The sequence below is a fragment of the Nitrosomonas sp. Is37 genome (genome assembly GCF_033063275.1).
Taxonomy (GTDB): Bacteria; Pseudomonadota; Gammaproteobacteria; order Burkholderiales; family Nitrosomonadaceae; genus Nitrosomonas.
The window spans coordinates 60,561-82,819 of record NZ_JAWJYP010000009.1; the positions used below are offsets into that span (position 1 = coordinate 60,561).

Consider the following 22,259-nt stretch of genomic DNA (forward strand, 5'->3'; position numbering starts at 1 on the left):
TTAGCACTTTCCATGCCTTCCATGTAATAAATTGGTAAGTTCAGACATGGGCAAAGGTCGGTAAAAATAATACCCTTGCACCAAATCGCAATCGTGTGTACGCAGGAACTCAAGTTGCCCATCGGTTTCTACACCTTCCGCTGTTACTTCCATATCAAGCTTATGCGCAAGAGAGATACTTGTCTCCACGATAGCAGCATCACCAGAATCATTAGTTAAGTCACTCATAAATGTCTGATCAATCTTCAGTGTGTCAAGTGGAAAACGCTTCAAATAAGCCAGTGAAGAGTAACCCGTTCCAAAATCATCCACAGCGATCCGTACACCCAGCGCATTAATTGCCTCCAGTACTTCAGTTGCGCCAACTGGATCATGCATCAGGATATTTTCAGTAATCTCTAGTTCAAGTGTATGCTTAGGCATATGCTCCTCCCGCAATGCACGCCGTATCTTATCGAGCAAATCTATATCATTAAATTGGGTAGCAGAAACATTGACAGAAATACGTATGTCATTGAATCCCAATGCTCGCCAGCTACGATGCGCTTTGCAAGCCTCGCGCAATACCCATTCACCAACTGGAATAATCATACCTGATCTTTCCAGAAGAGAGATAAAATCACCAGGAGGGACTAGCCCACGCACTGAGTGTTGCCAGCGAATCAGTCCTTCAGTCCCGATAACTCGATTATTTCGAAGATCTATCTGTGGCTGGTAATGCAATACAAATTCCTCTTGTTCCAAGGCACGGCGTAGATCTGCTTCCAGAGCAAGTAGCTCATGACCACGAACATTCATATCGGACGCATAAAAGCAGTATTGATTGGGACCCATTGACTTTGCCCGATACATGGCAATGTCAGCATGCTGTAACAAGTCTTCTATTCGATCACCATCATGCGGATAAATGGCAATACCAATACTAAAGGTGACATAGACTTCATGGTTATGGATAATCACTGGGTGTTCGAAAGCGCTGTATATCTTATTGAGTACATCCAGGATATTTTCTGGATCATGCAATTCGCTGATCACAATAGTAAATTCATCACCCCCATGACGAGCGACCGTATCATTTGCCCGCATGCAGCTTTTCAAGCGCTGGGCGATCTGTTCAAGCAACATATCCCCTGCTGCATGACCGAGGTTATCATTGATCCGTTTGAAATTATTAAGATCTATAAATAGCACCCCGACATTACTGTTGTGTCGCTGAGCATATTTTAATGCTGATGCAAAGCAGTCAGCCAATAAAGAGCGGTTTGGTAAATTTGTCAGACGATCGTGAGTAGCTTGATGCTGCAGTTCGGCCTCGAAACGCTTCCGTTCCGAGATATCTCGTGCAATCGTTGATAAATATTCAATAGAAGAATTTCCACTCTCCTTATGAGCAAGCACTACCTGAGAAACCGGTAGCTCTTTATTTCTGGGAGTATGTAAATAGGTTTCTCCACTCCAGATACCATGCTGCTTAACTGCAACAAGAATCTCCGAAACTGACTGCTGAGTAGCGCCATTAAAAAATAGATCCCCCATGCAATACTGACTAATATCTTCATCCCTGCTCATCTCAAGCAATCGACGCCCCGATTCATTTAAATAGCGTAAATGACCTTCCGGCTCAAAAATAGCGACCAGATCAGGTGTAACATCCAATATTGCTGTTAACTGCGCCCGCTCTTCTTCAGCTTGTATGCGAGCAGTGATATCTCTACCGGTAGAAACAAAATGTGTGATATTTCCTTTCCCATCTTTCAAAGGGGTAATGACCCGTTCTTCGTAAAAAAACTCTCCATTTTTGCGCCGGTTAACAAAGGTCCCTTGATAAACATTACCATTCGCAACGGTGTGCCATAGTTGCAAATAATTGCTGTCCCGGGGGTCAGAATGAAGAAAAGCAGGTGTTTTACCTATAACTTCCTCTGCACTATATCCTGTTAGCTTCTCAAAGGCTGGATTAACATATTCGATGCGCCCTTCGGGGTCCGTGATAAAAATACTGTCAGTTGTTTGATTAACTGCTAGCGACAGTTTACGCAGTAATTGATCGAACTGACGAAGCTCTCGGCGCTTCTCAGTTTCTTGGAGCTCGCGATTTACAGCGGGAAATAAACGGTTAAGATTTCCCTTCATGACATAATCCTGAGCACCAAGTTTCATGGCTTCTACCGCCACATCTTCGCCAATAGCACCCGAAATAAAAATAAAAGGAATATCAGGATCATGCTGACGAACGATTTCCAATGCCCGCATACCACTAAACCCAGGCATGGAATAATCTGAAAAGATGATATCCCACTGTTCTTGTAATTTCGCGATCACACCTTTTTCAGTGTCTACCCGCTGCCAATTAAACCTGAACCCATGTGACTGAAAATAATCAACTAGCAACAAAGCATCGTCTATTGCATCCTCTATGAACAAGAAGTGCAATAACGGCAGATGTTGTTTTTGTGTATTTGACATAAATAATTCCTCTGCATACAGCTAGCGTCCATAGGGTGGTTCATTCACTGTCAGCCAGTAAAGACCAAGTTGCTCGGCCATCTTGAGAAAATCATCGTAATCTACTGGTTTACGTACATAACTATTGGTTCCCAAGGAATAAGCTTTAAGTCGATCTTCATCTTCATTGGATGAGGTCAGAATCACAGTCGGTATCAGACGTGCCCGCTCATCAGCACGTACGCGACGTAATACTTCTAATCCATCTATCTTCGGCAGTTTAAGATCGAGCAGCATAAGTATCGGCAGTTCGGCTATTTTCCGTCCTTCATATCTCCCCCACCCAAACAGATAATCAAGCGCTTCAGCACCATTGTTCGCCACAACCACCTCGTTAGTGATCTGGTTAGCTTCCAGCGCATCCATCGTTAGTGTTGCATCATCAGGGTTATCCTCAACCAGCATAATTACTCCGCTGCTCGTATTACTCATACTATTTCCTTCTCATCTATTCTCATCTAATAGGGTGATTCATTCACTGTCAGCCAGTAAAGACCAAGTTGCTCGGCCATCTTGAGAAAATCATCGTAATCTACTGGTTTACGTACATAACTATTGGTTCCCAAGGAATAAGCTTTAAGTCGATCTTCATCTTCATTGGATGAGGTCAGAATCACAGTCGGTATCAGACGTGCCCGCTCATCAGCACGCACGCGACGTAATACTTCTAATCCATCTATCTTCGGCAGTTTAAGATCGAGCAGCATAAGTATCGGCAGTTCGGCTATTTTCTGTCCTTCATATCTCCCCCGCCCAAACAGGTAATCAAGCGCTTCAGCACCATTGTTCGCCACAACCACCTCGTTAGTGATCTGGTTAGCTTCCAGCGCATCCATCGTTAGTGTTGCATCATCAGGATTATCCTCAACCAGCATAATTACTCTATTGCTCATATTATTCATACTATTTCCTTCTCATCTAACGTGAAATAAAATGTCGCTCCTTGATCAATAGCACTTTCCGCCCAAATTTGCCCACCATGCTTATGAATCACACGCTGCACAGTTGCAAGTCCGATACCGGTACCTGGAAATTCGTGCGTATCATGCAACCGTTGGAAAACACCAAACAATTTATCAGCATAAGCCATATCGAAACCAGCACCATTATCTCGGACAAAATAAATAATTCTTTCTTCATCTACGTTGCATCCTACTTCAATGAAAGCTTTTTGGCTTTGAGCGGTAAACTTCCAGGCATTACTCAGCAGATTATCCAGCATGATGCGCAGTAATTGCTTATCGCCACGAGCAATCAAACTAGGTTGGACTGAGTACTGCACAATACGTTCAGGTTCCATCTGCTCCAGTGTGCTTAAAATTTCATTTGCAAGCAGCGTAAGATCAACAACTTCCCACTTAAGCTCTGCACGAGTGACCCGTGACAATTTGAGCAGACCATCAATGAGCTCGGCCATACGCTGAGCAGCCACCCGTATCCGCTGAAGTCGATCGCGTCCCCTGTTATCCAGCTGATCGGCATACTCATCGAGCAATGTGCGACTAAAACCATCCATGGCCCGCAATGGCGCACGTAAATCATGGGAAACAGAATAACTGAATGCCTCTAGTTCACGGTTGATCGCTTCCAATTCCTTGGAGCGAACTTGAAGACGTTTATTCAACCTGTTAATGCGGCGTTCATTCTCTTTGCGCACGCTAATATCTTCGACAATGCCATCGAAATAAATTCCAACAGTCTCATCTTTTTTCATTACTGCCGTCAATGCGGCATAAAATTCCCGGCCTTTTAAAGTTCTTAACCGCACTTCTTCACCATAAATATGACCCTGGAGTAAAACTTTACCCATCAGTATCTTACGTTCAGCAGGATCACAATAAAATTCGCTAAAAGAATGCGCGGAAAGCTGCTCGGCAGATTCTGCTTCGAAGATATTAACCATGGCTGGGTTTATTTCAAGAAAGCTTCCTTTAGCATCGGGGATGCTGCGAAAAACCCCCATGGGCAAATTATTGACTAGATCACGATAACGTGCCTGCACTCGTTGCCGAGCTTCTTCTGTCTGTTTGCGTGCGGAAATGTCACGAATGATGCTGGTAATGAGTATTCCTTGCTCTGTCTCAAGCGGACTTAAGCTAATTTCAATTGGAAATTCACTCCCATCCTTACGTCTGCCATGTAGTTCCGATCCGGAACTAATCGGATGAGCTACTGTTGTAGCACTAAGCTGCAAGGTAATTGGATGTTCTTTACGATATCGCTCTGGTATAAGTTGTTCCGCTGACTGGCCCACTAATTCATTACGGCTATAACCAAACCACTTCTCGGTCTGCGAATTAATCAAGGCTATACAACCAGTCTGATCCACAAGCATAATAGCTTCTGGTGCTGATTCGAGTAATTCACGAAACTGTGCTTCGCTGGCTCGCACCTTGGTCTCCGCTTTTTCACGCAGCACCACATAATGAGCAAACACCCCGCTTAACACCAAAAGTAATATAGTGAGCACAATGAATGCCAAGGCCAGATTGCGAGCATATTCGGCTGTGCTCGCAGCGATGATTTGTGAGGGGATATGAGAAACTAGAATCCATTCTTCGGTACCTTTGATATTTAAACCTCCCATCGGATTTTGTATTTTTGACGGACTAACCCTAGTGTAAGTAAATAGTCCCTTTTCATGCATCCATTGACCTATGGGAGATTCACGCGAAATAAACGACCACATCTCTTCACCAAATTTATTACTAAAGGATTCTGTTCCCTGACTTCGGAACATAAAGCCACCTTGCCCTGCCGGATGTGGTTCCAGCAACCAGTTGCCCTTATCGTTAACCAACCCTAGGTTGCCCAGGCTAAGGTCAGAAATGGCTTGCAGGCGCTTCATTAATCTGTCCCCCCTATAGTTAAGAACTATGAGGCCGCGTAGCTGGTTCTTACTGTCAAATACTGGTACACTGAACCGTATCGTTGGTTTGATGGGATGCACAATAGTCCCATGCTCGATAGTGGGCTCAAACGGCGATATGTAAACAGTCTTGTCACCCAGGGCAAGCGTTTTCTGCACAAAGTCTAGTTCAAATTGGTTTTGTAGCTTCTCCTGCGGTGCTATTATTGGTTTACCTTCATTATAGCTGGTGCGCACCACTTCCTGACCGTGCTCATCCATGAAACGAGTCTTGTCATAGAGTTGGCGAAATTGCGTAAAAGCCAACAAATCTTCAGTAAGACGTGAAAATGCTGCAGGGTCACCCGTATCAAGCCATTGCTGCAGCGACGAAAGTTCTGCAAGATAAAGGGCATCACCTCGTATTGTAGCGAATACATAATCGATGGTTTTCTCACCCAGCTGCACTGACAGTCGTTCGTTTGACTCCATGATCGCTATGTTTGCATCTTCGTGGGCATGGAGAAGAAGCCATAGTACCACTGAAAGCAATAGAACAAGGGGTATGCTTATCATCAGGAGATACTTTATAAACCTATAGCGCCCTCTATCTGATCTCATAAACATCCCTTTTATCAGTTCAACATTCAGAGAAGCAACCCATTAGCCATCGAAAAAAAAGAATATTCATCCGCAACAATTCAATCGTCCGGGTAGTATCGTACTGACTAGTACCAGATGTGCTTATTGATACACATCAATACTTCTTTAATATGAATGGAAGTTGCGAGTTTAGTGACCTAAACACGGGATTAACAGACCATTGTGCAATGCTCCAGATGAGCAAAAAACCAACTCTAACACTAATGGAACAAATCATAATTATTATTTCAATATACACAGAAGAATTTCAATGTCAATCATCTTTTTTTGCAATATTTTTTGCATACTTACTCAGCTATTTCCTTATTACTTCCCCGGTGTAGGTGAATATCCAGTTGCGGGAATGCAATGTTAATTTTTTCTTCAGTAAAACGACGATTGATCTCCATGTTCAAATCATGATGCAGATCTAATCGATCCGAAAGCTGACCCGCATAAACCCTCAACTCGAAATCCAACGAGCTTGCCCCAAATGCCGTAAATAAGGCGACAGGCTCCGGCTCGCGTAGAACCAAGGGATGATTTCTGGCAATTTCCAGTAACAATTCTCTGGCCTTATCACAATCTGATCCATAAGCAATGCCCACGGGTATTTTGATACGAGTGACCTGATCACTGAGAGTCCAGTTTAACAATTGCTGGGTGATAAATGTTTTATTAGGTACCACGACTTCCTTTCGATCAGCATCGATCAAAGTTGTCGCACGAATATTAATTTTGCTGACTGTACCGGTCACATCATTCAATGTGACAAGATCGCCTATTCTGATAGGACGCTCAAACAGTAGGATTAACCCTGATACGAAATTAGCTACAATTTCCTGTAAGCCAAAGCCCAATCCAACACCCAGTGCTGCAACCAGCCATTGGATATTGGACCACTCCATACCGAGCATTTGGAATGTGACCATCACTCCGATAATGATAATCGCATATCTGAGTAGCGTAGTAATAGCGTATCCGGTGCCTGTATTCAAGGATAAATGCCGCAAAACCAGGAGCTCCAGCGTACCAGGCAAATTATGAGCAGCCACCATGACCAAGCCCAGAATGATCAATGCCACCAGCAATGTTTCCAACGTGATCAAGCGCACGACCGCTTCACCATCCCTCATAATTGAGGTTCGCCAGACAATAATATCTTCAAGAAATCCCAGTGCCGGTAGCATCTCGAACCAGATGACGCTTAAGCTGCTAATCAGCAATCCCCACACACTTATTTTCAATAAGGTAGCTGATTGTGTGCTAATTGATTCGATATCAATGTAGTTATCATCCACGAACTCAACCTCACTTTTTCCAGTAGTTGCGCGCTGGGCAAGCATTTCCTCCCGTTTGGCAATTGCTCTTTTAAAAGCAATTCTACGCTGGGCAATTAATAAGCTGCGGTAACCCAGAAAAAAAATCAGACTACAAAGTATTATCAAGGTGACTGACTGGAAAATCAGAATACTTTGATACAATGCAGCGAAGTAATAGCCTCTTGCTGCCATGACAATCATGTACACCTGCTGCACGAAAAGAAGTAACATCCACAACCTGGGATTCTGAATTAAAGTAAAACTTTTCTCTTTATAGAGCTTTTTTCCAGAAGGTGTGATAGCCATCCAACTTAAAGCAAATATCGCCAACACTATGCAGAGCAGCATAAAAGCAATTCTTCCAATACTGTTACGTACGATGTCATCCGCAAGACAATCTGTAAAAGCAATAATGACACTTAATACAAGTATCACTGGTGCATAAAATTTGATATCCCGGTACATTTTATCGACCATATCCGCATGCCATCGGAACTGAGCAATGAATAATCCGGTTGGTCGGCAAAGCTGAAGAAGAAAATGCCAGAAAAAAACCGTGATGGTAGCGACGTAAAAAGCAAGAGAAAACGCATGGCTCATTTCTGTATTCATACTGTGCTGCAGAATTAGATGAATCAGTAGAAATGGTAAGGAAGTCACTAAAGATTGAATAACTACGAACAACAACATTCCGATAGGATAGCGTGCCTTGTCTTGATTGACTTTCCCCCAAGCTTCTTCACCGATTTCTTCCCAACGTAAATAGCGAGGCCAGTAAATCCGCCTAAAAATCACGCTGATCGATAAAGAAAAGGCTAGAACGACTAAAACTGGCAGCCATACTTTGTCGATAGTATTTGCTAGCGCTGTTTGCGTCTTGTCGGAAACAGACCAGGCGGCTGCATCGCTGAGATCATTCTTTATGTGTAAATCGATCGGTTTTGCACTGCGCGTGATCAGCAAGTTTTCTTTGAGTAAAAGCTCAAATTGATTGATTTTCTCGAGCAATTGATTCTTAATCGAAGCATAAAGCTCTAACTCTTTTACATAAGAATGCAATATTTCTAGAAATTGATCGATGATATGTAAACGGGAATCTTTAAGCTCCTGGAACCCTTCTGTTATTTCCTGGTAAGAAGGTGTTTGCTCATCAATAGCATAACCTTCAGTCATTCTTTTGAAATAAACTTTATCATTCGTCATTTCCAGCTTTTCTTGCTCAAGCTGGAACAATTCTAGTTTTGCACTACTTAATAATTTTTGTGTTTGCCTTATATTCGGCTTAGATAATATTTGCTTTAGTTGTTTCCTGATCTCGGTTCCTAATTCTTCATCTTCCTCTTGGAATTCGAGTCTTTGCTGGAGTGTTGCATAGTTCTTAGTAATAAGGTTAAGTCGGTTTTCTTGACGTGTTGTTTGCACCACCAATTTGGTCGCACGCGCAGCATAGTCACTGAGCTTGGCAGCAAGCTCTTCATTATTTTTAACCATCTTGAATAGTGCTGGATGCCATTTACTTTCACCTAGCAACTGTTCAGATCTCTCAACAATTTTTTTAGTCTCGGTTTTTCTTTTCAGGTTAATCTGCTTGGTTAACCATTCTACCTTCTGCACTAACATTTGGATCTCTGGCTTAAGTACCAGCTTTTCCTGTAAGGTAGCAATTTCAATAGCATTAGGTAAGGTTAAAACTTCCATCTCCAGCATGCGAATCTTGTCTGTCAGTGCTTGATTCTGATATTCCTGGTGAATCTTAAATGCATCAGCAATTTTCTCATCAGACATGTCTTTCGCCAGAGACATTTTTTCTGTCAATGATGCACGCACCTTGCTTGTTGCATCTAATTCTTCTTGAATCTTAATGGCGCGTTGACGAAGCGTGCCGATTTCGGAAGTCAGTTTCTGCTGCTGATTTTGTAGTTCTGACAATTTCGCTTGAGTGATAACACGCTGTTGCTCCATTTCACTTAAAGATAATCCTGTCAGCTCTGTGACATTAGTTGGGGTCGAAATAGTTTTGTCTTTCTGCTTTTTAAATGTTTCGAGCTGCTGTGGATATTCCTTTAGTTGTTGCGAATAGAGTTGGGTTTTCTTGAGGTATTCCTGGTGGTCAAGTAGAACCTGCTGAGTATTGAGATAAATCTCTTTAAGTTCCTTTTTTTGTGGCGTTTCTTCCCCACTATTCAGCGTTTCAAGCTTAGCCTGGATTACCTGAAGTTGATTAGCGAATTCATCTGCCTGAGTATACTCAGCGCCTGTAACGATCCAAAATAGAAAAAAGATGATAGAAAGTAATTTAATCATGAATACCCACTTTTTGATGGATTTGCTCAAGATTTCTAAAAATAAAAAAATTCTAGAGCAATTCAAAACAACCGCTGGAAATTTGTATCTACCGGGCGATGCTAGCCAGGTAAAAAAACAAAAGCATTAAAAAAGATGAATAAGTAATGATGATCTTATTGCGTTGGATCTAATCGTTTTTTTCATTAATAACCGGTTTATTTGTGTTGTTTACAAGCTGCTGATCCGGAATCGGATTTGCAGGTTTACTCGATAAACCAGCGAGCAATATACCTAATTCGTAAAGTAAATAGAGCGGTATTGCCAGCATAAACTGTGAAATTACATCAGGAGGCGTAAAAATCGCGCCTATCACAAATGCACCTACTAAAACATAAGGACGTACCTCTTTCATTTTTGACAACGAGATGACGCCTGTCCGAACTAGCACTATAACGAACACAGGGACTTCAAAAGTAATGCCAAAGGTTAAGAACATGGTGAGGACAAAACCGAGGTATTCGCCGATATCGGTCATAACCGCCACCCCTTCAGGTGCAAAATAAACAATAAATTCAAATACTAGGGGTAATGCGGCCAAATAAGCAAATGCCATACCTACGAAAAACAATAAACTGCTAGCAATAACGAGTGGCAAAAACAGGCGCTTCTCATGGGAATACAGTCCAGGCGCGACAAAAGCCCAAATCTGATAAAGCGTATGCGGTAAGGTCATCAAAAACGCTGTCATCAGAGCCACTTGCATAGGTATAAAAAAAGGTGTGGTGACTGCTGTTGCAATCATTTGCCCACCTAATGGAAGCTTCTCCAGCAAAGGCTGCGCCAGGATGGTGTAAAGATCGCGCGCAAAATAGGCGCAGGGTAAGAAACCAAGTACCAACACAGAAAATACATGAATTAACCTGGTACGTAATTCCACTAGATGTGAAATAAAGGTGCTCTCGTCATTCATATGTTCATGATGAATCAGACTAAGTGAATAGGCATTGTTAAACTTGGCAGTTACGTTATTAAGAAACTTTTCAAGTACTTTTATTTGACTCAGAAGTCTGTTGTGAAGACAGAGTTTGACTCTGAACAGCAATTGTCTTTTCTGTGGGAGCGCTAATTTGCTCGATCTCAATCAGCGCCGGGTCTTTTATCTTCTCTGCTGCGTTTATACTGGCAGCTGTCTCTATTTGATCAAATTCCTTCCTTACTGCTTCTTCGATGGAGTGAGTCGTCTCCTGTACAGAATTTTTTAAACGCCTTAATTCATCGAGCTCTATCTCGTGGCGAATATCATTCTTGACATTATCGACATACCGTCGTGCACGTCCTAGTAAATGCCCTATCGTACGCGCTACTCGAGGAAGTCGTTCTGGTCCGATTACAATCAATGCCACCATCGAAATGACGAGCATTTCTGCAAAACTGATATCAAACATACTTCATTTCCCCCAAACATATTACTTTGCCGAAGGAACTATATCGAAAGAAACTACTGATTTGCATCCTTCAGTGATAGTACTCACCGATATCGCCTGCCTTATGCGATGCAGTGATATTATAATTTAATCTCATTTTTCTCTTTGGCTTCTGCTTCGACAGAGCGATGAGTGATCTGCTGAGACTGAGAGGAAGAAGATGTATTACTTGTATTACTCTCTTCAGCACCTTTCATGCCTTCCTTAAATCCTCTGACCGCATTGCCAAGATCATTGCCCAAATTCCGGAGCTTCTTTGTACCAAAAACTAGCACGACAATTGCTAACACTACTAGCCAATGCCAAATGCTAAATGTTCCCATTGTTTACCCTCTTAATAAACGGTTTATTACCCATGATGAACCATCGTGGGCAAACGGTCTTTTCCTCCTATAATATGGATGTGAAGATGAAACACTTCTTGCCCGCCTACCCGTCCTGTATTAATAATCGTACGAAATCCGTTTGCACATCCCTGCTCTTTTGCCAGACGAGGAGCCAACCATAACATTTTTCCCAATAGCTGTTGATCCGTTTCGCCCACATCATATAATGAATTGATATGTTGCTTGGGTATCAGGAGGAAATGGACTGGTGCAGCCGGATGAATATCATGGAACGCAACAAAATCCTGATCTTCAAACACTTTGTTGGCAGGAATTTCTCCTCTTACAATCTTGCAAAAAATACACTCTTCCATTTATTCTCCTGTTTTACGCGCGAGCTTTTCTTCAATACCCGAAATACCTTCTCGTCGCTCCAATTCGTGCAATACATCTTCGGGTTTTAATCCATGATGCGCAAGTAATACTAGGCAATGAAACCATAAATCTGCGATTTCATAAACAAGATGTGCTGTATTTCCATCTTTTGAAGCCATGATAGTTTCCGCTGCTTCTTCAGCAATTTTTTTGAGTATTTTATCCTGACCACTCGTGAGCAGTTTTGCTACATAAGAATTGGAGGAATCAGCGCTTTTACGCGCCTCGATAGTTTCTGCCAAACGATAAAGAATAGATGAATCAATCATTGCTTATAGATCTTCGTCGGATCCTTAATAATAGGTGTTATGACTACCCACTGATCTCTTTCTAATTTATTAAAAAAACAACTCTGCCTGCCCGTGTGACATGCAACCCCTCCCACTTGCTCCACGGTAAGTAATATCACATCCTCGTCACAGTCCAAGTAAATTGCCTTCACCTTCTGCACATGACCAGATTCTTCTCCTTTCCGCCAAATTCTTTTGCGAGAACGTGACCAATAAACAGCCTCACCTGTCTCGGCAGTCAATTTGATAGTGTCTCTATTCATCCAGGCTACCATCAATACTTTACCGCTCTTTTCATCTTGTGCAATGACGGGTACTAACCCCTCTGCAGACCAATTTATTTTATTTAGCCAAGCATCCGACATAAAAGTTCATTTTAATAAGAGATTATCGAAACTCTATTTGCATATTACAGACGCACTTCAATTCCATGTTTTGCTAAATATCGCTTGGCTTCCTGGATCGTGTGTTGACCATAGTGAAAAATGCTGGCCGCCAGTACTGCATCAGCATGCCCTTGCAGAATACCCTCAACAAGGTGATCCAAACTACCTACTCCACCACTAGCAATTACCGGTAGATCGACTGCGTCAGAAATGGCGCGAGTCAGGGCCAGATCAAAGCCGTGGCGTGTGCCATCTCTGTCCATGCTAGTCAGTAAAATTTCACCAGCACCTAGCGCCTGTATTTTTTTGGCCCATTCTATCGCATCAAGCCCTGTTGCATTACGCCCCCCATGAGTAAATACCTCCCAGCGTGGACTATTATGTTTATCGTCCATGACTTGTTTGGCATCTATTGCGACAACGATGCATTGGGAACCGTAATGACTCGCTGCATCTTCTACCAGCTGCGGATTAAGCACCGCAGAAGTGTTGACACTGACCTTGTCAGCGCCTGCATTTAACAGCCGGCGAACATCATCAACCTTACGTACCCCTCCACCGACAGTTAACGGAATGAAGACCTGAGCTGCCACTTCTTCAACAATATGCAGAATCAAATCGCGATTATCTGAGCTGGCAGTAATATCCAGAAAAACAAGCTCATCAGCACCCTGCTCATCATAGCGATGCGCTATTTCCACAGGATTACCTGCATCTCGAAGCGAAACAAAATTAACACCCTTGACAACACGTCCATTGTTGACATCAAGACACGGAATAATTCGTTTGGCAAGACCCATGAATCCAGAGACCTTTACAATATCGAATAAAAAAGAAGGAAGAAACATGTGAACAGACTTGAATTCTATTCACGACGTCATGTTATTTTTCGTCAGACCATTGCACTTAGTTCATCGGCCAATAGTTGTGCCTTTTTAAAATCCAGCGTACCCTCATAAATAGCGCGACCAGTAATCGCACCCATTATACCTTCTGACTCAATTTCACAAAGTGTCTTAATATCATCCAGATTGGTAATGCCTCCACTGGCAACCACCGGAACAGTCAGTTTCCGCGCCAACGCTATAGTTGCCTCAATATTGATACCCGTAAGCATGCCGTCACGACCGATGTCAGTATAAATAATCGCCTCGACCCCATAATCTTCAAACTTTCTCGCCAGATCCACAACGTCGTGGCCAGTGACTTTAGACCAACCGTCCACTGCCACCTTACCCTCTTTAGCGTCAAGCCCTACCATAATCTGACCAGGGAAGGCATAACACGCATCATGCAAAAACCCAGGTATTTTCACTGCAGCTGTTCCAATAATGACATAACTAATGCCATTATCTAAATAACGCTCGATGGTTTCTAGATCACGAATCCCTCCGCCAAGCTGAATCGGAATGCTTCCGTTAATTGCCTTAACAATAGTACGAATAATTGATTCATTCTTTGGTTTACCAGCAAATGCGCCGTTTAAATCGACTAAGTGTAAACGACGCGCACCTTGCTCCAACCAGTGCCGAGCCATAGCATCAGGATTTTCAGAAAATACAGTTGCGTCATCCATGACTCCTTGTTTAAGACGTACGCATTGTCCATCTTTAATATCTATTGCAGGAATAATCAACATATGTTGTCAGGATAAATAATTAAAAATAAAAGTAGCGGACTAAAAAACTATAGATAATGAATTTAGTTAAACTAACGACTGGAATGCGGCTCCCATTTAGTAAAATTACTTAATAACGTCAAACCCGCCAACTGGCTTTTTTCCGGATGAAATTGAACAGCAAAAATATTGTCTTTAGCAATTGCACACGTAAATGGAGTTGGATAAAGCGTATAAGCAGCTGTTATTTCCGGATTGATCGCTTCCACATAATAGCTGTGAACAAAATAAAAGCGTGCATCACTGTCAATACCTTTCCATAACGAGTGCTGGATTGTTTGATGTACCTGATTCCAGCCCATGTGAGGAACTTTGAGCTTATTTCTATCAGAATCTATCATCGCATCATGCGAGAAATGACGCACTTTGCCAGGCAAGATTCCTAAACCCTTTACATTTCCTTCTTCACTTTCATCAAACAACATTTGCAAACCTAGGCAGATACCGAGAAAAGGTTTATTTCTGGCTGCTTCCAGCACAACATCCTTTAATCCATGACTCGTCAGCTCACGCATGCAATTAGGCATCGCCCCTTGACCAGGAACAACAACGCGTGACGCTTTTTGGACAACAGCTGGATCACTGGTTACAACAATGGAAGCAGTGGGCGCAACATGCTCGAGCGCTTTAGATACCGAACGTAAATTACCCATTCCGTAATCAACAATGGCGATATCAGTCATACTTGATTTGAAAAAAGAAGAAGTTTACAAAGAACCTTTTGTGGAAGGAATCAAATCTATAGCACGCGGGTCTACCTCTAACGCCATGCGTAAAGCTCGCCCAAATGCCTTAAAAATAGTTTCTGCCTGATGGTGCGCATTATTACCTGAGAGATTATCTATGTGCAAGGTAATCATGGCATGATTGACTAAACCCTGAAAAAATTCATGCACCAGATCGACATCAAATTCACCAATACGTGCACGTATAAATTCAACATGGAACGCCATGCCAGGGCGACCAGATAGATCAATTACCACTCTTGACAATGCCTCATCGAGCGGCACATAAGCATGCCCGTAGCGGCGTATGCCTTTTTTATTCCCGAACACCTGGGCTAGCGCCTGTCCCATGGTGATACCAATGTCTTCCACAGTATGATGAGCATCGATATGTAAATCACCTTTTGCTTTTATTTTCAGATCAATCATGCCATGACGCGCGATCTGATCAAGCATATGATCAAGAAAAGGTACGCCGGTATCTAGTATCGCCTGACCACTACCATCCAGATTGATTTCGACAGTAATTTGAGTTTCCAGCGTATTACGTGTAACTTGGACTTGACGCATAGAGAAGTTCTGTTTCGTGATTATATACGATCAGGCTAATTGCAATGGTTTATCGAGTATGCGACGAAGTGTTTTGCAGAATTGTGTATTTTCATCAGAAGTACCTACTGTGACGCGCAGGCAATTTTTTAATAATGGATGTGTACCATCAAGATTTTTGATTAATATACCGTACTGCTGAAGTTCTTGAAAAATCCGACTAGCCTCGTTGAGACGAAATAAAACAAAATTTGCATCTGATGGAAAAACTTCAACACCTTCCATCGTTGCCAGGCGAGCTCTCAAAATAGTTCGCTCCGCTTTAATGGCTGCAGCCTGTTCCAACAATATATCATAATGCTGAAATATTCTCTCTGCTATCAATTGTGTCATGATCCCTACATTATAGGGCAAACGCAGCTTTTCCAATTGTGCCAGCCATTCAGGCCGCCCAACCAGCAGCCCCAATCTTAACCCAGCCAATCCTAATTTTGAGAGCGTACGCATCAGCAATAAATTGGGATATTGAGTGAGCATATCCATAAAAGTTGCATCGGCAAATGCCTGATAGGCTTCATCGACTATGACAATGCCTGGAGTAGCCTCAATAATACGACAGATTGCCTGAGGATCAAATAAATTACCACTGGGATTATTCGGATAAGCCAGAAAAATAACTGCAGGCCGGTGTTGAGAAATAGCGGCAAGCATGGCATCCAAGTTAAGAGAAAAATTAGCGGTTAATGGCACTCCCACATAATTCATGCCACAAAAAGTAGCAATGATACGAAACATGGCAAATCCGGGATCAACACCCATCAGCACTGCTTCTGGTTTAGCCGTAGCAAGCGCAATGGCCTGAATGATCTCGTCCGATCCATTTCCCAGCATAATCGCCATTTCAGAAGGAATGGACAGGGTATTTCTTAATATTACCTTAAGTGACGTGGCACTAGGATCAGGATAACGATTAATATGGGCATCCTCTGCTAATTGAGAAATTTCTTCTCGCAAAATCAAAGGCAAAGTATAAGGATTCTCCATTGCATCCAACTTTATCATTCCATCTGCAGAAGGAACATGATAAGCGGAAAGCGCAAGAATTTCCGGGCGGATGATACTTTTGAGTAAATTGGACATGCTATTTGATCAAGGGTAACTGGAAATTCAAGCTTGAAAGACAAGAAGTATGTAAAGCATTTAATCGCAGCAAGTTAAATTGGAGGATTGATATCGACTAACATGTTATATAAATCAAATTGCCAACTTCAATGGATAGATCATCATTTAGTATTCAATCTCTTTATTAGATACTTATTCATTTTATATCTAATTAAAAAGAGTGTTAAAAAATTTTTATATTCTTGAATTATTCAATGGCAAAGTCTATCAGTTCTTTTTTACGACGGCTCATTATCTTTTTTCTCTTGCCACGTTATATACCAAAAAATACATACAATGACTGCGACAGGAAAAATTACATAATAACCAAGCGCATAAGTTGCTGCATCCATCTCCTCCCCTGCTGGCAAGGGACTACTGATAATTTTGTAACCATGGAATACCGCCACAAAGAATACACCCACCAGTCCTGCAATCCGCCGATTGAATAATAGTCGACCTGCTATTAGATTAAGTCCATGTGTAGCAAAGTATCCAAGAAAATAGACTACCGTATAAAAAATTAATGCACCCACTGATGTCAGTAAATTTATGAGTTTGTCGGATAAATCAAATGAATGATCAAGTCAATCTCTTTCCAATTTCTTTTATTCGCGATAATACCTAAACAGTTGATCATCAATCAACTTGTATTCCTCAGTTAAATGGGCTCAAGCGTCTGATTTGGTCAAAGCTTCACCTCGTATTTCAATCAATTATTGTATAGAAATAAAATACTTATCTAATATATTCCATCATTCTAAAATGATAATGAATAAATACTACTCGCTTGTCACAATCATGTATCCAAGCTTCTTTAATTCGGATTTGAAGTGCTGCTATCATGCAGAAACTTAAATAGATTAGTATGCCACCAGCTATTAGAACAAAAATTACAAACAAGGTTTTGCTCATGACCAAACAATCAAAAAGTCACTACCTTATTTTTAAACAAAATTATAATTCAGGAGGCCACCGCAAAGAAGCCAAACAAGGTATGCTCACCTGCATAGGGTATCGATAACTACTCTAGCATTACGGGATGTAGCCGAAATTACGAAATTACTTTGTGTAGATAGTGAGAAGCAAGAAAGGAGGAATTAGATCGCTACTATTATTGTAGCGCAAAGCAGTCCATTTAATCGCTATTGCTATTATCGAATAAGGGGATAATATGAATAAAAATCAGGATTCCATAAAAACTGATGACAGCGAAATCCACAGTAAAATAGAACTTCTTACCGAACTGCAAGCACATCGGTTGGAATTAGAGAAACAAAACAGCAAACTTAACGATGTGCAACAACAGCTAAAAGAAACACACAATCGCTATGCTGCTCTCTATGATAATGTTCCGGTAGGCTATCTTATTCTAGATAAAGCCGGGAATATCCTAGCAATCAACCTAACCGGATCTACCCTACTCGGTAAGGAGCGTGAGTTCATTTTGAACAAGTCTTTCTTAAGTTACATTGTTCAAGACGATAATGGCAAGTTTCTTAACCACCTGCAACAAATTTTCAATTCATCCACTAACACCGTCACCGAACTGAGGATCAAAGGGTCGTTCGACAAAGTAATTCACATACGGCTGGAAAGTTTAGTCATAAAAGATGCCAATATTTGCCGCACGGTAATGACCAACATCAACCTTATCAAAGAAACAACCGGTCGCAATCAAGAATTATTACACGGAAACCGTCGGCTGATGCAGAATCTATTCAAGATACAGGAAGAGGAACGACGCCTTCTTGCGCATGAGCTACATGATGAACTAGGGCAGTGGCTTACAGCCATCCACGCAGAAACAGAAACGATTGCCTATTTCTCGGAAAAAGATTCAGCCATTCATATCAGCGCTCAAGCTATTAAAGAATGCATAAAAAAAATGCATGACGCGATGCGCGATATGTTGTGTCAATTACGTCCTGTTCTCCTGGACACGCTGGGGCTGGAAGATGCGTTACTTGAACTTAAAAAACAGTGGACTACCCACAATCCTCACATCACGCTCGAACTAGAGTTCGAAGGTAAATTTGACAATCTCAGCGAGCTCATTAATATCACCACATTTCGCATTGTTCAGGAGGCGCTCAACAATGTTCGCAATCATGCCCAAGCTAACTGGGTTCTGATACACTTGCATCGCAAAACTGGGGCAATCCCTGCGGATGACGTTCTGTCACTAAGCGTGGAAGACAATGGCAAAGGTTACGATGTCGATCAAGTACCTCATGGATTAGGGCTGCTGGGAATGCGTGAACGAGCAATTGCTGCGGGTGGTAAGTTTTTTGTTCGCAGCATTCCAAACCATGGAACACAGATTCACGCAAAGTTTCCACTTGACTCCTCCAACAGAAGAAGAAAAACGGATGCACTTTAGCGGCTCGGCTCAAATGAGTCGCTAAATGATACTGATGGATAATCATCCTGTAGTACGCGCCAGCTATCAAATGCGTTTACCACATGAGAATTCCAGATATTCAAAATTTATAGCGGAAGGAAATTCATTCATACAAATTGCGGAAATGCAATATTTTCTATCCGCACTAAAACTAGCGTCTTTCATCACAGTCGTAGGAGAAAAAACTAAAATTGCAGTCCATTCCATCCAACTCACTCCCCTGCTATCGGTTGCAAATTAGTTGCAATGCCATTTATATGAAATATAAATAATTCTACGCACATTTTTGTTTTTATATTCTAAACTCTGATTTTAGCTTCCATTGCAAGAAGACTATTTTCTCCAGTCATCTAGTATTCTTACCTCGCTTATTACGCTCTTAAGGAATTTCCTTAGATAAAATTAAACTCTATACTTATTTTATTACTGTGCCCAATGCCCCAAAATATACCCAAACCATAATTAAACTCACTTGAGTCATGATTCACAACCTAAGGTTACTTAGTATATCTTTGCAGGCAGATTCAACCTTGAATCCGCCTGTGGGTTAAGACTTTAGAAACGTAAAAATTAAAATAAGTATAAGTGATCATGAGATATAGTGGACTAACTTCACCAAGCTCAGCAGTGAATGGTGTAAAAATTCACGTTAGGCTTCCACTGAAAACAGTAGAGGGGCTCGAATTGTGAGAGAAAAGCCAATTACAGTTTTATTAATTGATGACCATCCAGTAGTACGCAATGGATATCGCCGTCTACTCGAAAGTACGGCAGATATTCATGTAGTAGCTGATGCCGATAATGGAGAAACTGGCTGTCTCCTTCATCAAGAGCATAAACCCGATGTGACCATTATTGATCTAAATCTAGACAGGCAAGGAATAGATGGATTAGAGACTATTCATCGTATCAAAATAAAAAATCCAGCTGCCAATATTCTAGTATTCAGCATGTACAGCAATGAAATCATGGTCCAGCGCGCGCTGAATATGGGAGCAACCGGCTACATTACCAAGCAAAGTAACCTCGAACAATTGCTAAAAGCGGTTCGCAAGGTAAGTGAGGGGCACGTCTATATCGATCAAGAGTTGGCTTCTAATTTACTTACTGATAAATGGGGCGGCAAACCTTCTGAAAATCCCCTGGATGTGCTTTCCAAACGTGAATTCCAGTTATTTAAACTAATAGCGGAGGGAAATTCAGTAGTGCAAATTGCAGAAATGATTTCTATCAGTCCAAAAACTGTTGGTGTCCATCAGGCAAGCATCATGAAGAAATTAAAATTAAAAAATAGATCTCAACTTGTTCGTCTCGCTATTAACTGTAATGTCATTCAAGCGTAACGCTTACCATCCCCATTATTTCCTAATATTAGAGGAGCGCGGGTGCTTCCAATTCTCTGGCAAAACTAACCTCAATAAAGTAAGCAAACCAAAGGCATTTGTCGTCCAAATATCTGTCACACCTTAAGCCGCCAATGGCAACTTGTTTCATAGTAAGTTGATGATGTCGCTTAACTTTATCTTGATTCCAGAGATCATATCTAGGTTTCCGCAGCACAACCGTCGTAACAAAGTTTCCTCAAGCCCAGAAATACCTACTCTGACGCTACAGTAGTTTCGCAATAATCAATTACTTCATTTTTAAAGATTTTCCTTATAGGAAATTAAGGCTAGCGCTTATTTTTTTTTATTGCTTGCCATACCAGAATGTAATCGCCAAACCAGATGATGGTGAAGCAAAACCATTCTAATAGAACTAGAAATTCAATTTCTAAGGAGAAATAAAATGAATCAATTTAATAAAAAAATCATGATTGCCAGCATTCTTCTTATTTTCGGTACTTCAGGTCAAGCTTTTGCAGCAACCCCATCTTCGGGAAATAGTCAAACACAGCCAATTCCTACCCCTAAGCCAGTCACTAACAACATAACAGATAGCTTTAATAGAGCCATCGACGCCACCAGAAATGACAAAAATGTAAGAGTTAATGATAGCTTCAATAAAGCGGTCGATGTGACCAAAAATGATAACGATACCACTACCAAAGTAGATAGCTCGGCTAAGGCTACTGACAAAGCAGCAGCAGTTGGCCGTGATGGTGACGTAACGACTACTATTGACGCTACCAAAGTAAATAGCTCGGCTAAAGCTAATGACAAAGCAGCAGCAGTTGGCCGTGATGGTGACGCAACCACTTCGACTAACGTTACCAAAATGAACAGCAGTGCTCATGCTAATGACAAAGCAGCAGCAGTTGGTCGTGATGGTGACGCAACGACTACTACTCACACTAACGCTACCAAAGCCGATGCTCATGATAAAGCTGCAGCAGTAGGCGGTAATGGTACTGCTACTAACACTCTTATGAACCCTAATGCTATTGGAACTGGCAGTGCCGCTTCTAATAGCGGAGATGCTCGCTCCGAGTTCAAAGTAAATATTTCTTCCCTGTCAGGAACTGTCACTGGTCAAGGTGCTAGTGCTACTGCACAAAACCACTCAGCAGCTCTTGCTGCCAATTTACCAGTTGGTAACCACTTGGCGAATGCGTTCAATGGCTCTGCCGGCATTAATCAAAATGTACAAAACTCAGGTAACGGCTCTTTGGCCCAGCAAGAAGTGTCTTTTCAAGGAAACGTAACTGTTAATCCTCATTAACTTTTCTTAACTCAGTATGACTTGCCAGTGGGTGCCTAATCACTCACTGGCCTCGTAAAAAAGGATTAATAATTATGAAAATTTTTATTTTAAAGCGTTACGTATCCTCCATCCTCAGTATGACCTACCAGTGGGTACCTAATCACTCACTGGTCTCGTTAAAAAGGATTAACAATCATGGAAACTTTTATTTTAAAGCGTTGCGTATCTTCGCTCCTCCTGCTTGTTGGATTACAAAGCCTGGCAACCAGAGCCGATTTAACGCATCACCAGCAAAATAAAACATTCCTTTCGCAAATTGAGGTTGTCATGTTAGAAGAACTGGAAAATCAAAGGGCACGGGGTGGATTTGATTTGACCACTATTAATGACATGAATTTGCAAGCAGCCCTAACGGGCAATATAGCGAATCATAATGTCACAGGCGCCAATATTATTGACCACGGTGCCTTTGCAAATTCAGCCGGCATGTTCTCCGTGATTCAAAACACTGGCAACAATGTACTCATTCAGGATTCAACGATCGTGAATGTCACCATCATGCCTTAATGGCGAAA

At 41.7% G+C, this 22,259-nt stretch carries 22 protein-coding genes; 5 read left to right on the top strand and 17 right to left on the bottom strand.

Features of this window, described 5'->3' with window-relative positions; translation table 11 throughout:
- From R2Q26_RS05920 to R2Q26_RS06000, 17 genes are all read right to left on the bottom strand, one after another.
- Entirely contained in the window at window positions 1-2,466 is a 2,466-nt protein-coding gene (locus R2Q26_RS05920; RefSeq protein WP_317535433.1) for an EAL domain-containing protein, read from the bottom strand.
- A gap of 21 nt (window positions 2,467-2,487) precedes the next feature.
- Entirely contained in the window at window positions 2,488-2,937 is a 450-nt protein-coding gene (locus R2Q26_RS05925; RefSeq protein WP_317535434.1) for a response regulator, read from the bottom strand.
- A gap of 26 nt (window positions 2,938-2,963) precedes the next feature.
- A complete protein-coding gene (locus tag R2Q26_RS05930; RefSeq protein WP_317535435.1) occupies window positions 2,964-3,398 on the bottom strand; it encodes a response regulator in 435 nt (144 codons plus the stop codon).
- A 5-nt stretch (window positions 3,399-3,403) separates the two neighbouring features.
- Window positions 3,404-5,929, bottom strand: a complete 2,526-nt coding sequence (locus R2Q26_RS05935) for a PAS domain S-box protein (protein WP_317535436.1) — start codon at window positions 5,927-5,929, stop codon at window positions 3,404-3,406.
- 374 nt (window positions 5,930-6,303) lie between these two features.
- Window positions 6,304-9,621 (bottom strand): mechanosensitive ion channel domain-containing protein, encoded by a 3,318-nt coding sequence (locus R2Q26_RS05940; RefSeq protein ID WP_317535437.1) that lies wholly within the window; start codon window positions 9,619-9,621, stop codon window positions 6,304-6,306.
- A 169-nt stretch (window positions 9,622-9,790) separates the two neighbouring features.
- On the bottom strand, window positions 9,791-10,573 hold the full coding sequence (gene tatC / locus R2Q26_RS05945; RefSeq protein WP_317535438.1) for a twin-arginine translocase subunit TatC: 783 nt from the start codon (window positions 10,571-10,573) through the stop codon (window positions 9,791-9,793).
- A gap of 70 nt (window positions 10,574-10,643) precedes the next feature.
- Window positions 10,644-11,048, bottom strand: coding sequence for a Sec-independent protein translocase protein TatB (gene tatB / locus R2Q26_RS05950; protein WP_317535439.1), 405 nt, complete (start codon window positions 11,046-11,048; stop codon window positions 10,644-10,646).
- 119 nt (window positions 11,049-11,167) lie between these two features.
- Window positions 11,168-11,410 carry a Sec-independent protein translocase subunit TatA gene (tatA, locus tag R2Q26_RS05955; RefSeq protein ID WP_090571849.1) on the bottom strand — a complete coding sequence of 81 codons (243 nt, stop codon included), beginning with the start codon at window positions 11,408-11,410 and terminating at the stop codon, window positions 11,168-11,170.
- Window positions 11,411-11,436: 26 nt separating this feature from the next.
- Window positions 11,437-11,787 carry a histidine triad nucleotide-binding protein gene (locus tag R2Q26_RS05960; protein ID WP_090571850.1) on the bottom strand — a complete coding sequence of 117 codons (351 nt, stop codon included), beginning with the start codon at window positions 11,785-11,787 and terminating at the stop codon, window positions 11,437-11,439.
- Window positions 11,788-12,117: a phosphoribosyl-ATP diphosphatase gene (locus tag R2Q26_RS05965; protein WP_317535440.1), complete on the bottom strand. Its 330-nt coding sequence runs from the start codon at window positions 12,115-12,117 to the stop codon at window positions 11,788-11,790.
- Window positions 12,114-12,503, bottom strand: a complete 390-nt coding sequence (gene hisI, locus R2Q26_RS05970) for a phosphoribosyl-AMP cyclohydrolase (protein WP_317535441.1) — start codon at window positions 12,501-12,503, stop codon at window positions 12,114-12,116. The genes R2Q26_RS05965 and hisI overlap by 4 nt, the downstream gene beginning before the upstream one ends.
- Before the next feature lie 44 nt (window positions 12,504-12,547).
- Window positions 12,548-13,324 carry an imidazole glycerol phosphate synthase subunit HisF gene (gene hisF / locus R2Q26_RS05975; protein WP_090571864.1) on the bottom strand — a complete coding sequence of 259 codons (777 nt, stop codon included), beginning with the start codon at window positions 13,322-13,324 and terminating at the stop codon, window positions 12,548-12,550.
- Window positions 13,325-13,416: 92 nt separating this feature from the next.
- Window positions 13,417-14,163 carry a 1-(5-phosphoribosyl)-5-[(5-phosphoribosylamino)methylideneamino]imidazole-4-carboxamide isomerase gene (gene hisA / locus R2Q26_RS05980; RefSeq protein WP_317535442.1) on the bottom strand — a complete coding sequence of 249 codons (747 nt, stop codon included), beginning with the start codon at window positions 14,161-14,163 and terminating at the stop codon, window positions 13,417-13,419.
- 71 nt (window positions 14,164-14,234) lie between these two features.
- Window positions 14,235-14,885: an imidazole glycerol phosphate synthase subunit HisH gene (gene hisH, locus R2Q26_RS05985; protein ID WP_317535443.1), complete on the bottom strand. Its 651-nt coding sequence runs from the start codon at window positions 14,883-14,885 to the stop codon at window positions 14,235-14,237.
- A 24-nt stretch (window positions 14,886-14,909) separates the two neighbouring features.
- Entirely contained in the window at window positions 14,910-15,497 is a 588-nt protein-coding gene (gene hisB / locus R2Q26_RS05990; RefSeq protein WP_317535444.1) for an imidazoleglycerol-phosphate dehydratase HisB, read from the bottom strand.
- Window positions 15,498-15,527: 30 nt separating this feature from the next.
- Window positions 15,528-16,616 carry a histidinol-phosphate transaminase gene (hisC, locus tag R2Q26_RS05995; protein WP_317535445.1) on the bottom strand — a complete coding sequence of 363 codons (1,089 nt, stop codon included), beginning with the start codon at window positions 16,614-16,616 and terminating at the stop codon, window positions 15,528-15,530.
- Between the two features lie 260 nt (window positions 16,617-16,876).
- Complete coding sequence (locus R2Q26_RS06000; protein ID WP_090571857.1) at window positions 16,877-17,173, bottom strand: hypothetical protein; 297 nt, start codon at window positions 17,171-17,173, stop codon at window positions 16,877-16,879.
- A 638-nt stretch (window positions 17,174-17,811) separates the two neighbouring features.
- Between R2Q26_RS06000 and R2Q26_RS06005 the strand changes: the two genes are divergently transcribed.
- The 5 genes from R2Q26_RS06005 (at window position 17,812) to R2Q26_RS06025 (ending at window position 22,251) form a co-directional block, all read left to right on the top strand.
- Window positions 17,812-19,020, top strand: coding sequence for an ATP-binding protein (locus R2Q26_RS06005; RefSeq protein WP_317535446.1), 1,209 nt, complete (start codon window positions 17,812-17,814; stop codon window positions 19,018-19,020).
- 25 nt (window positions 19,021-19,045) lie between these two features.
- The gene (locus R2Q26_RS06010; protein ID WP_317535447.1) at window positions 19,046-19,282 is read left to right on the top strand and encodes a hypothetical protein; all 237 of its coding nucleotides are present in this window, start codon (window positions 19,046-19,048) and stop codon (window positions 19,280-19,282) included.
- A gap of 445 nt (window positions 19,283-19,727) precedes the next feature.
- Window positions 19,728-20,384, top strand: a complete 657-nt coding sequence (locus tag R2Q26_RS06015) for a response regulator (RefSeq protein WP_090571860.1) — start codon at window positions 19,728-19,730, stop codon at window positions 20,382-20,384.
- A 445-nt stretch (window positions 20,385-20,829) separates the two neighbouring features.
- On the top strand, window positions 20,830-21,702 hold the full coding sequence (locus R2Q26_RS06020) for a hypothetical protein (RefSeq protein WP_317535448.1): 873 nt from the start codon (window positions 20,830-20,832) through the stop codon (window positions 21,700-21,702).
- A 177-nt stretch (window positions 21,703-21,879) separates the two neighbouring features.
- Window positions 21,880-22,251, top strand: coding sequence for a hypothetical protein (locus R2Q26_RS06025; RefSeq protein ID WP_317535449.1), 372 nt, complete (start codon window positions 21,880-21,882; stop codon window positions 22,249-22,251).
- The last annotated feature ends 8 nt before the right edge of the window (window positions 22,252-22,259 follow it).

Bases quoted from the DNA above. Each gene is read 5' to 3' on its own strand.
- R2Q26_RS05920 (WP_317535433.1), bottom strand. From the start codon at position 2,466: ATGTCAAATACACAAAAACAACATCTGCCGTTATTGCACTTCTTGTTC.
- R2Q26_RS05925 (WP_317535434.1), bottom strand. From the start codon at position 2,937: ATGAGTAATACGAGCAGCGGAGTAATTATGCTGGTTGAGGATAACCCT.
- R2Q26_RS05930 (WP_317535435.1), bottom strand. From the start codon at position 3,398: ATGAGCAATAGAGTAATTATGCTGGTTGAGGATAATCCTGATGATGCA.
- R2Q26_RS05935 (WP_317535436.1), bottom strand. From the start codon at position 5,929: ATGATAAGCATACCCCTTGTTCTATTGCTTTCAGTGGTACTATGGCTT.
- R2Q26_RS05940 (WP_317535437.1), bottom strand. From the start codon at position 9,621: ATGATTAAATTACTTTCTATCATCTTTTTTCTATTTTGGATCGTTACA.
- tatC (WP_317535438.1), bottom strand. From the start codon at position 10,573: ATGAATGACGAGAGCACCTTTATTTCACATCTAGTGGAATTACGTACC.
- tatB (WP_317535439.1), bottom strand. From the start codon at position 11,048: ATGTTTGATATCAGTTTTGCAGAAATGCTCGTCATTTCGATGGTGGCA.
- tatA (WP_090571849.1), bottom strand. From the start codon at position 11,410: ATGGGAACATTTAGCATTTGGCATTGGCTAGTAGTGTTAGCAATTGTC.
- R2Q26_RS05960 (WP_090571850.1), bottom strand. From the start codon at position 11,787: ATGGAAGAGTGTATTTTTTGCAAGATTGTAAGAGGAGAAATTCCTGCC.
- R2Q26_RS05965 (WP_317535440.1), bottom strand. From the start codon at position 12,117: ATGATTGATTCATCTATTCTTTATCGTTTGGCAGAAACTATCGAGGCG.
- hisI (WP_317535441.1), bottom strand. From the start codon at position 12,503: ATGTCGGATGCTTGGCTAAATAAAATAAATTGGTCTGCAGAGGGGTTA.
- hisF (WP_090571864.1), bottom strand. From the start codon at position 13,324: ATGGGTCTTGCCAAACGAATTATTCCGTGTCTTGATGTCAACAATGGA.
- hisA (WP_317535442.1), bottom strand. From the start codon at position 14,163: ATGTTGATTATTCCTGCAATAGATATTAAAGATGGACAATGCGTACGT.
- hisH (WP_317535443.1), bottom strand. From the start codon at position 14,885: ATGACTGATATCGCCATTGTTGATTACGGAATGGGTAATTTACGTTCG.
- hisB (WP_317535444.1), bottom strand. From the start codon at position 15,497: ATGCGTCAAGTCCAAGTTACACGTAATACGCTGGAAACTCAAATTACT.
- hisC (WP_317535445.1), bottom strand. From the start codon at position 16,616: ATGTCCAATTTACTCAAAAGTATCATCCGCCCGGAAATTCTTGCGCTT.
- R2Q26_RS06005 (WP_317535446.1), top strand. From the start codon at position 17,812: ATGAATAAAAATCAGGATTCCATAAAAACTGATGACAGCGAAATCCAC.
- R2Q26_RS06010 (WP_317535447.1), top strand. From the start codon at position 19,046: ATGATACTGATGGATAATCATCCTGTAGTACGCGCCAGCTATCAAATG.
- R2Q26_RS06020 (WP_317535448.1), top strand. From the start codon at position 20,830: ATGAATCAATTTAATAAAAAAATCATGATTGCCAGCATTCTTCTTATT.
- R2Q26_RS06025 (WP_317535449.1), top strand. From the start codon at position 21,880: ATGGAAACTTTTATTTTAAAGCGTTGCGTATCTTCGCTCCTCCTGCTT.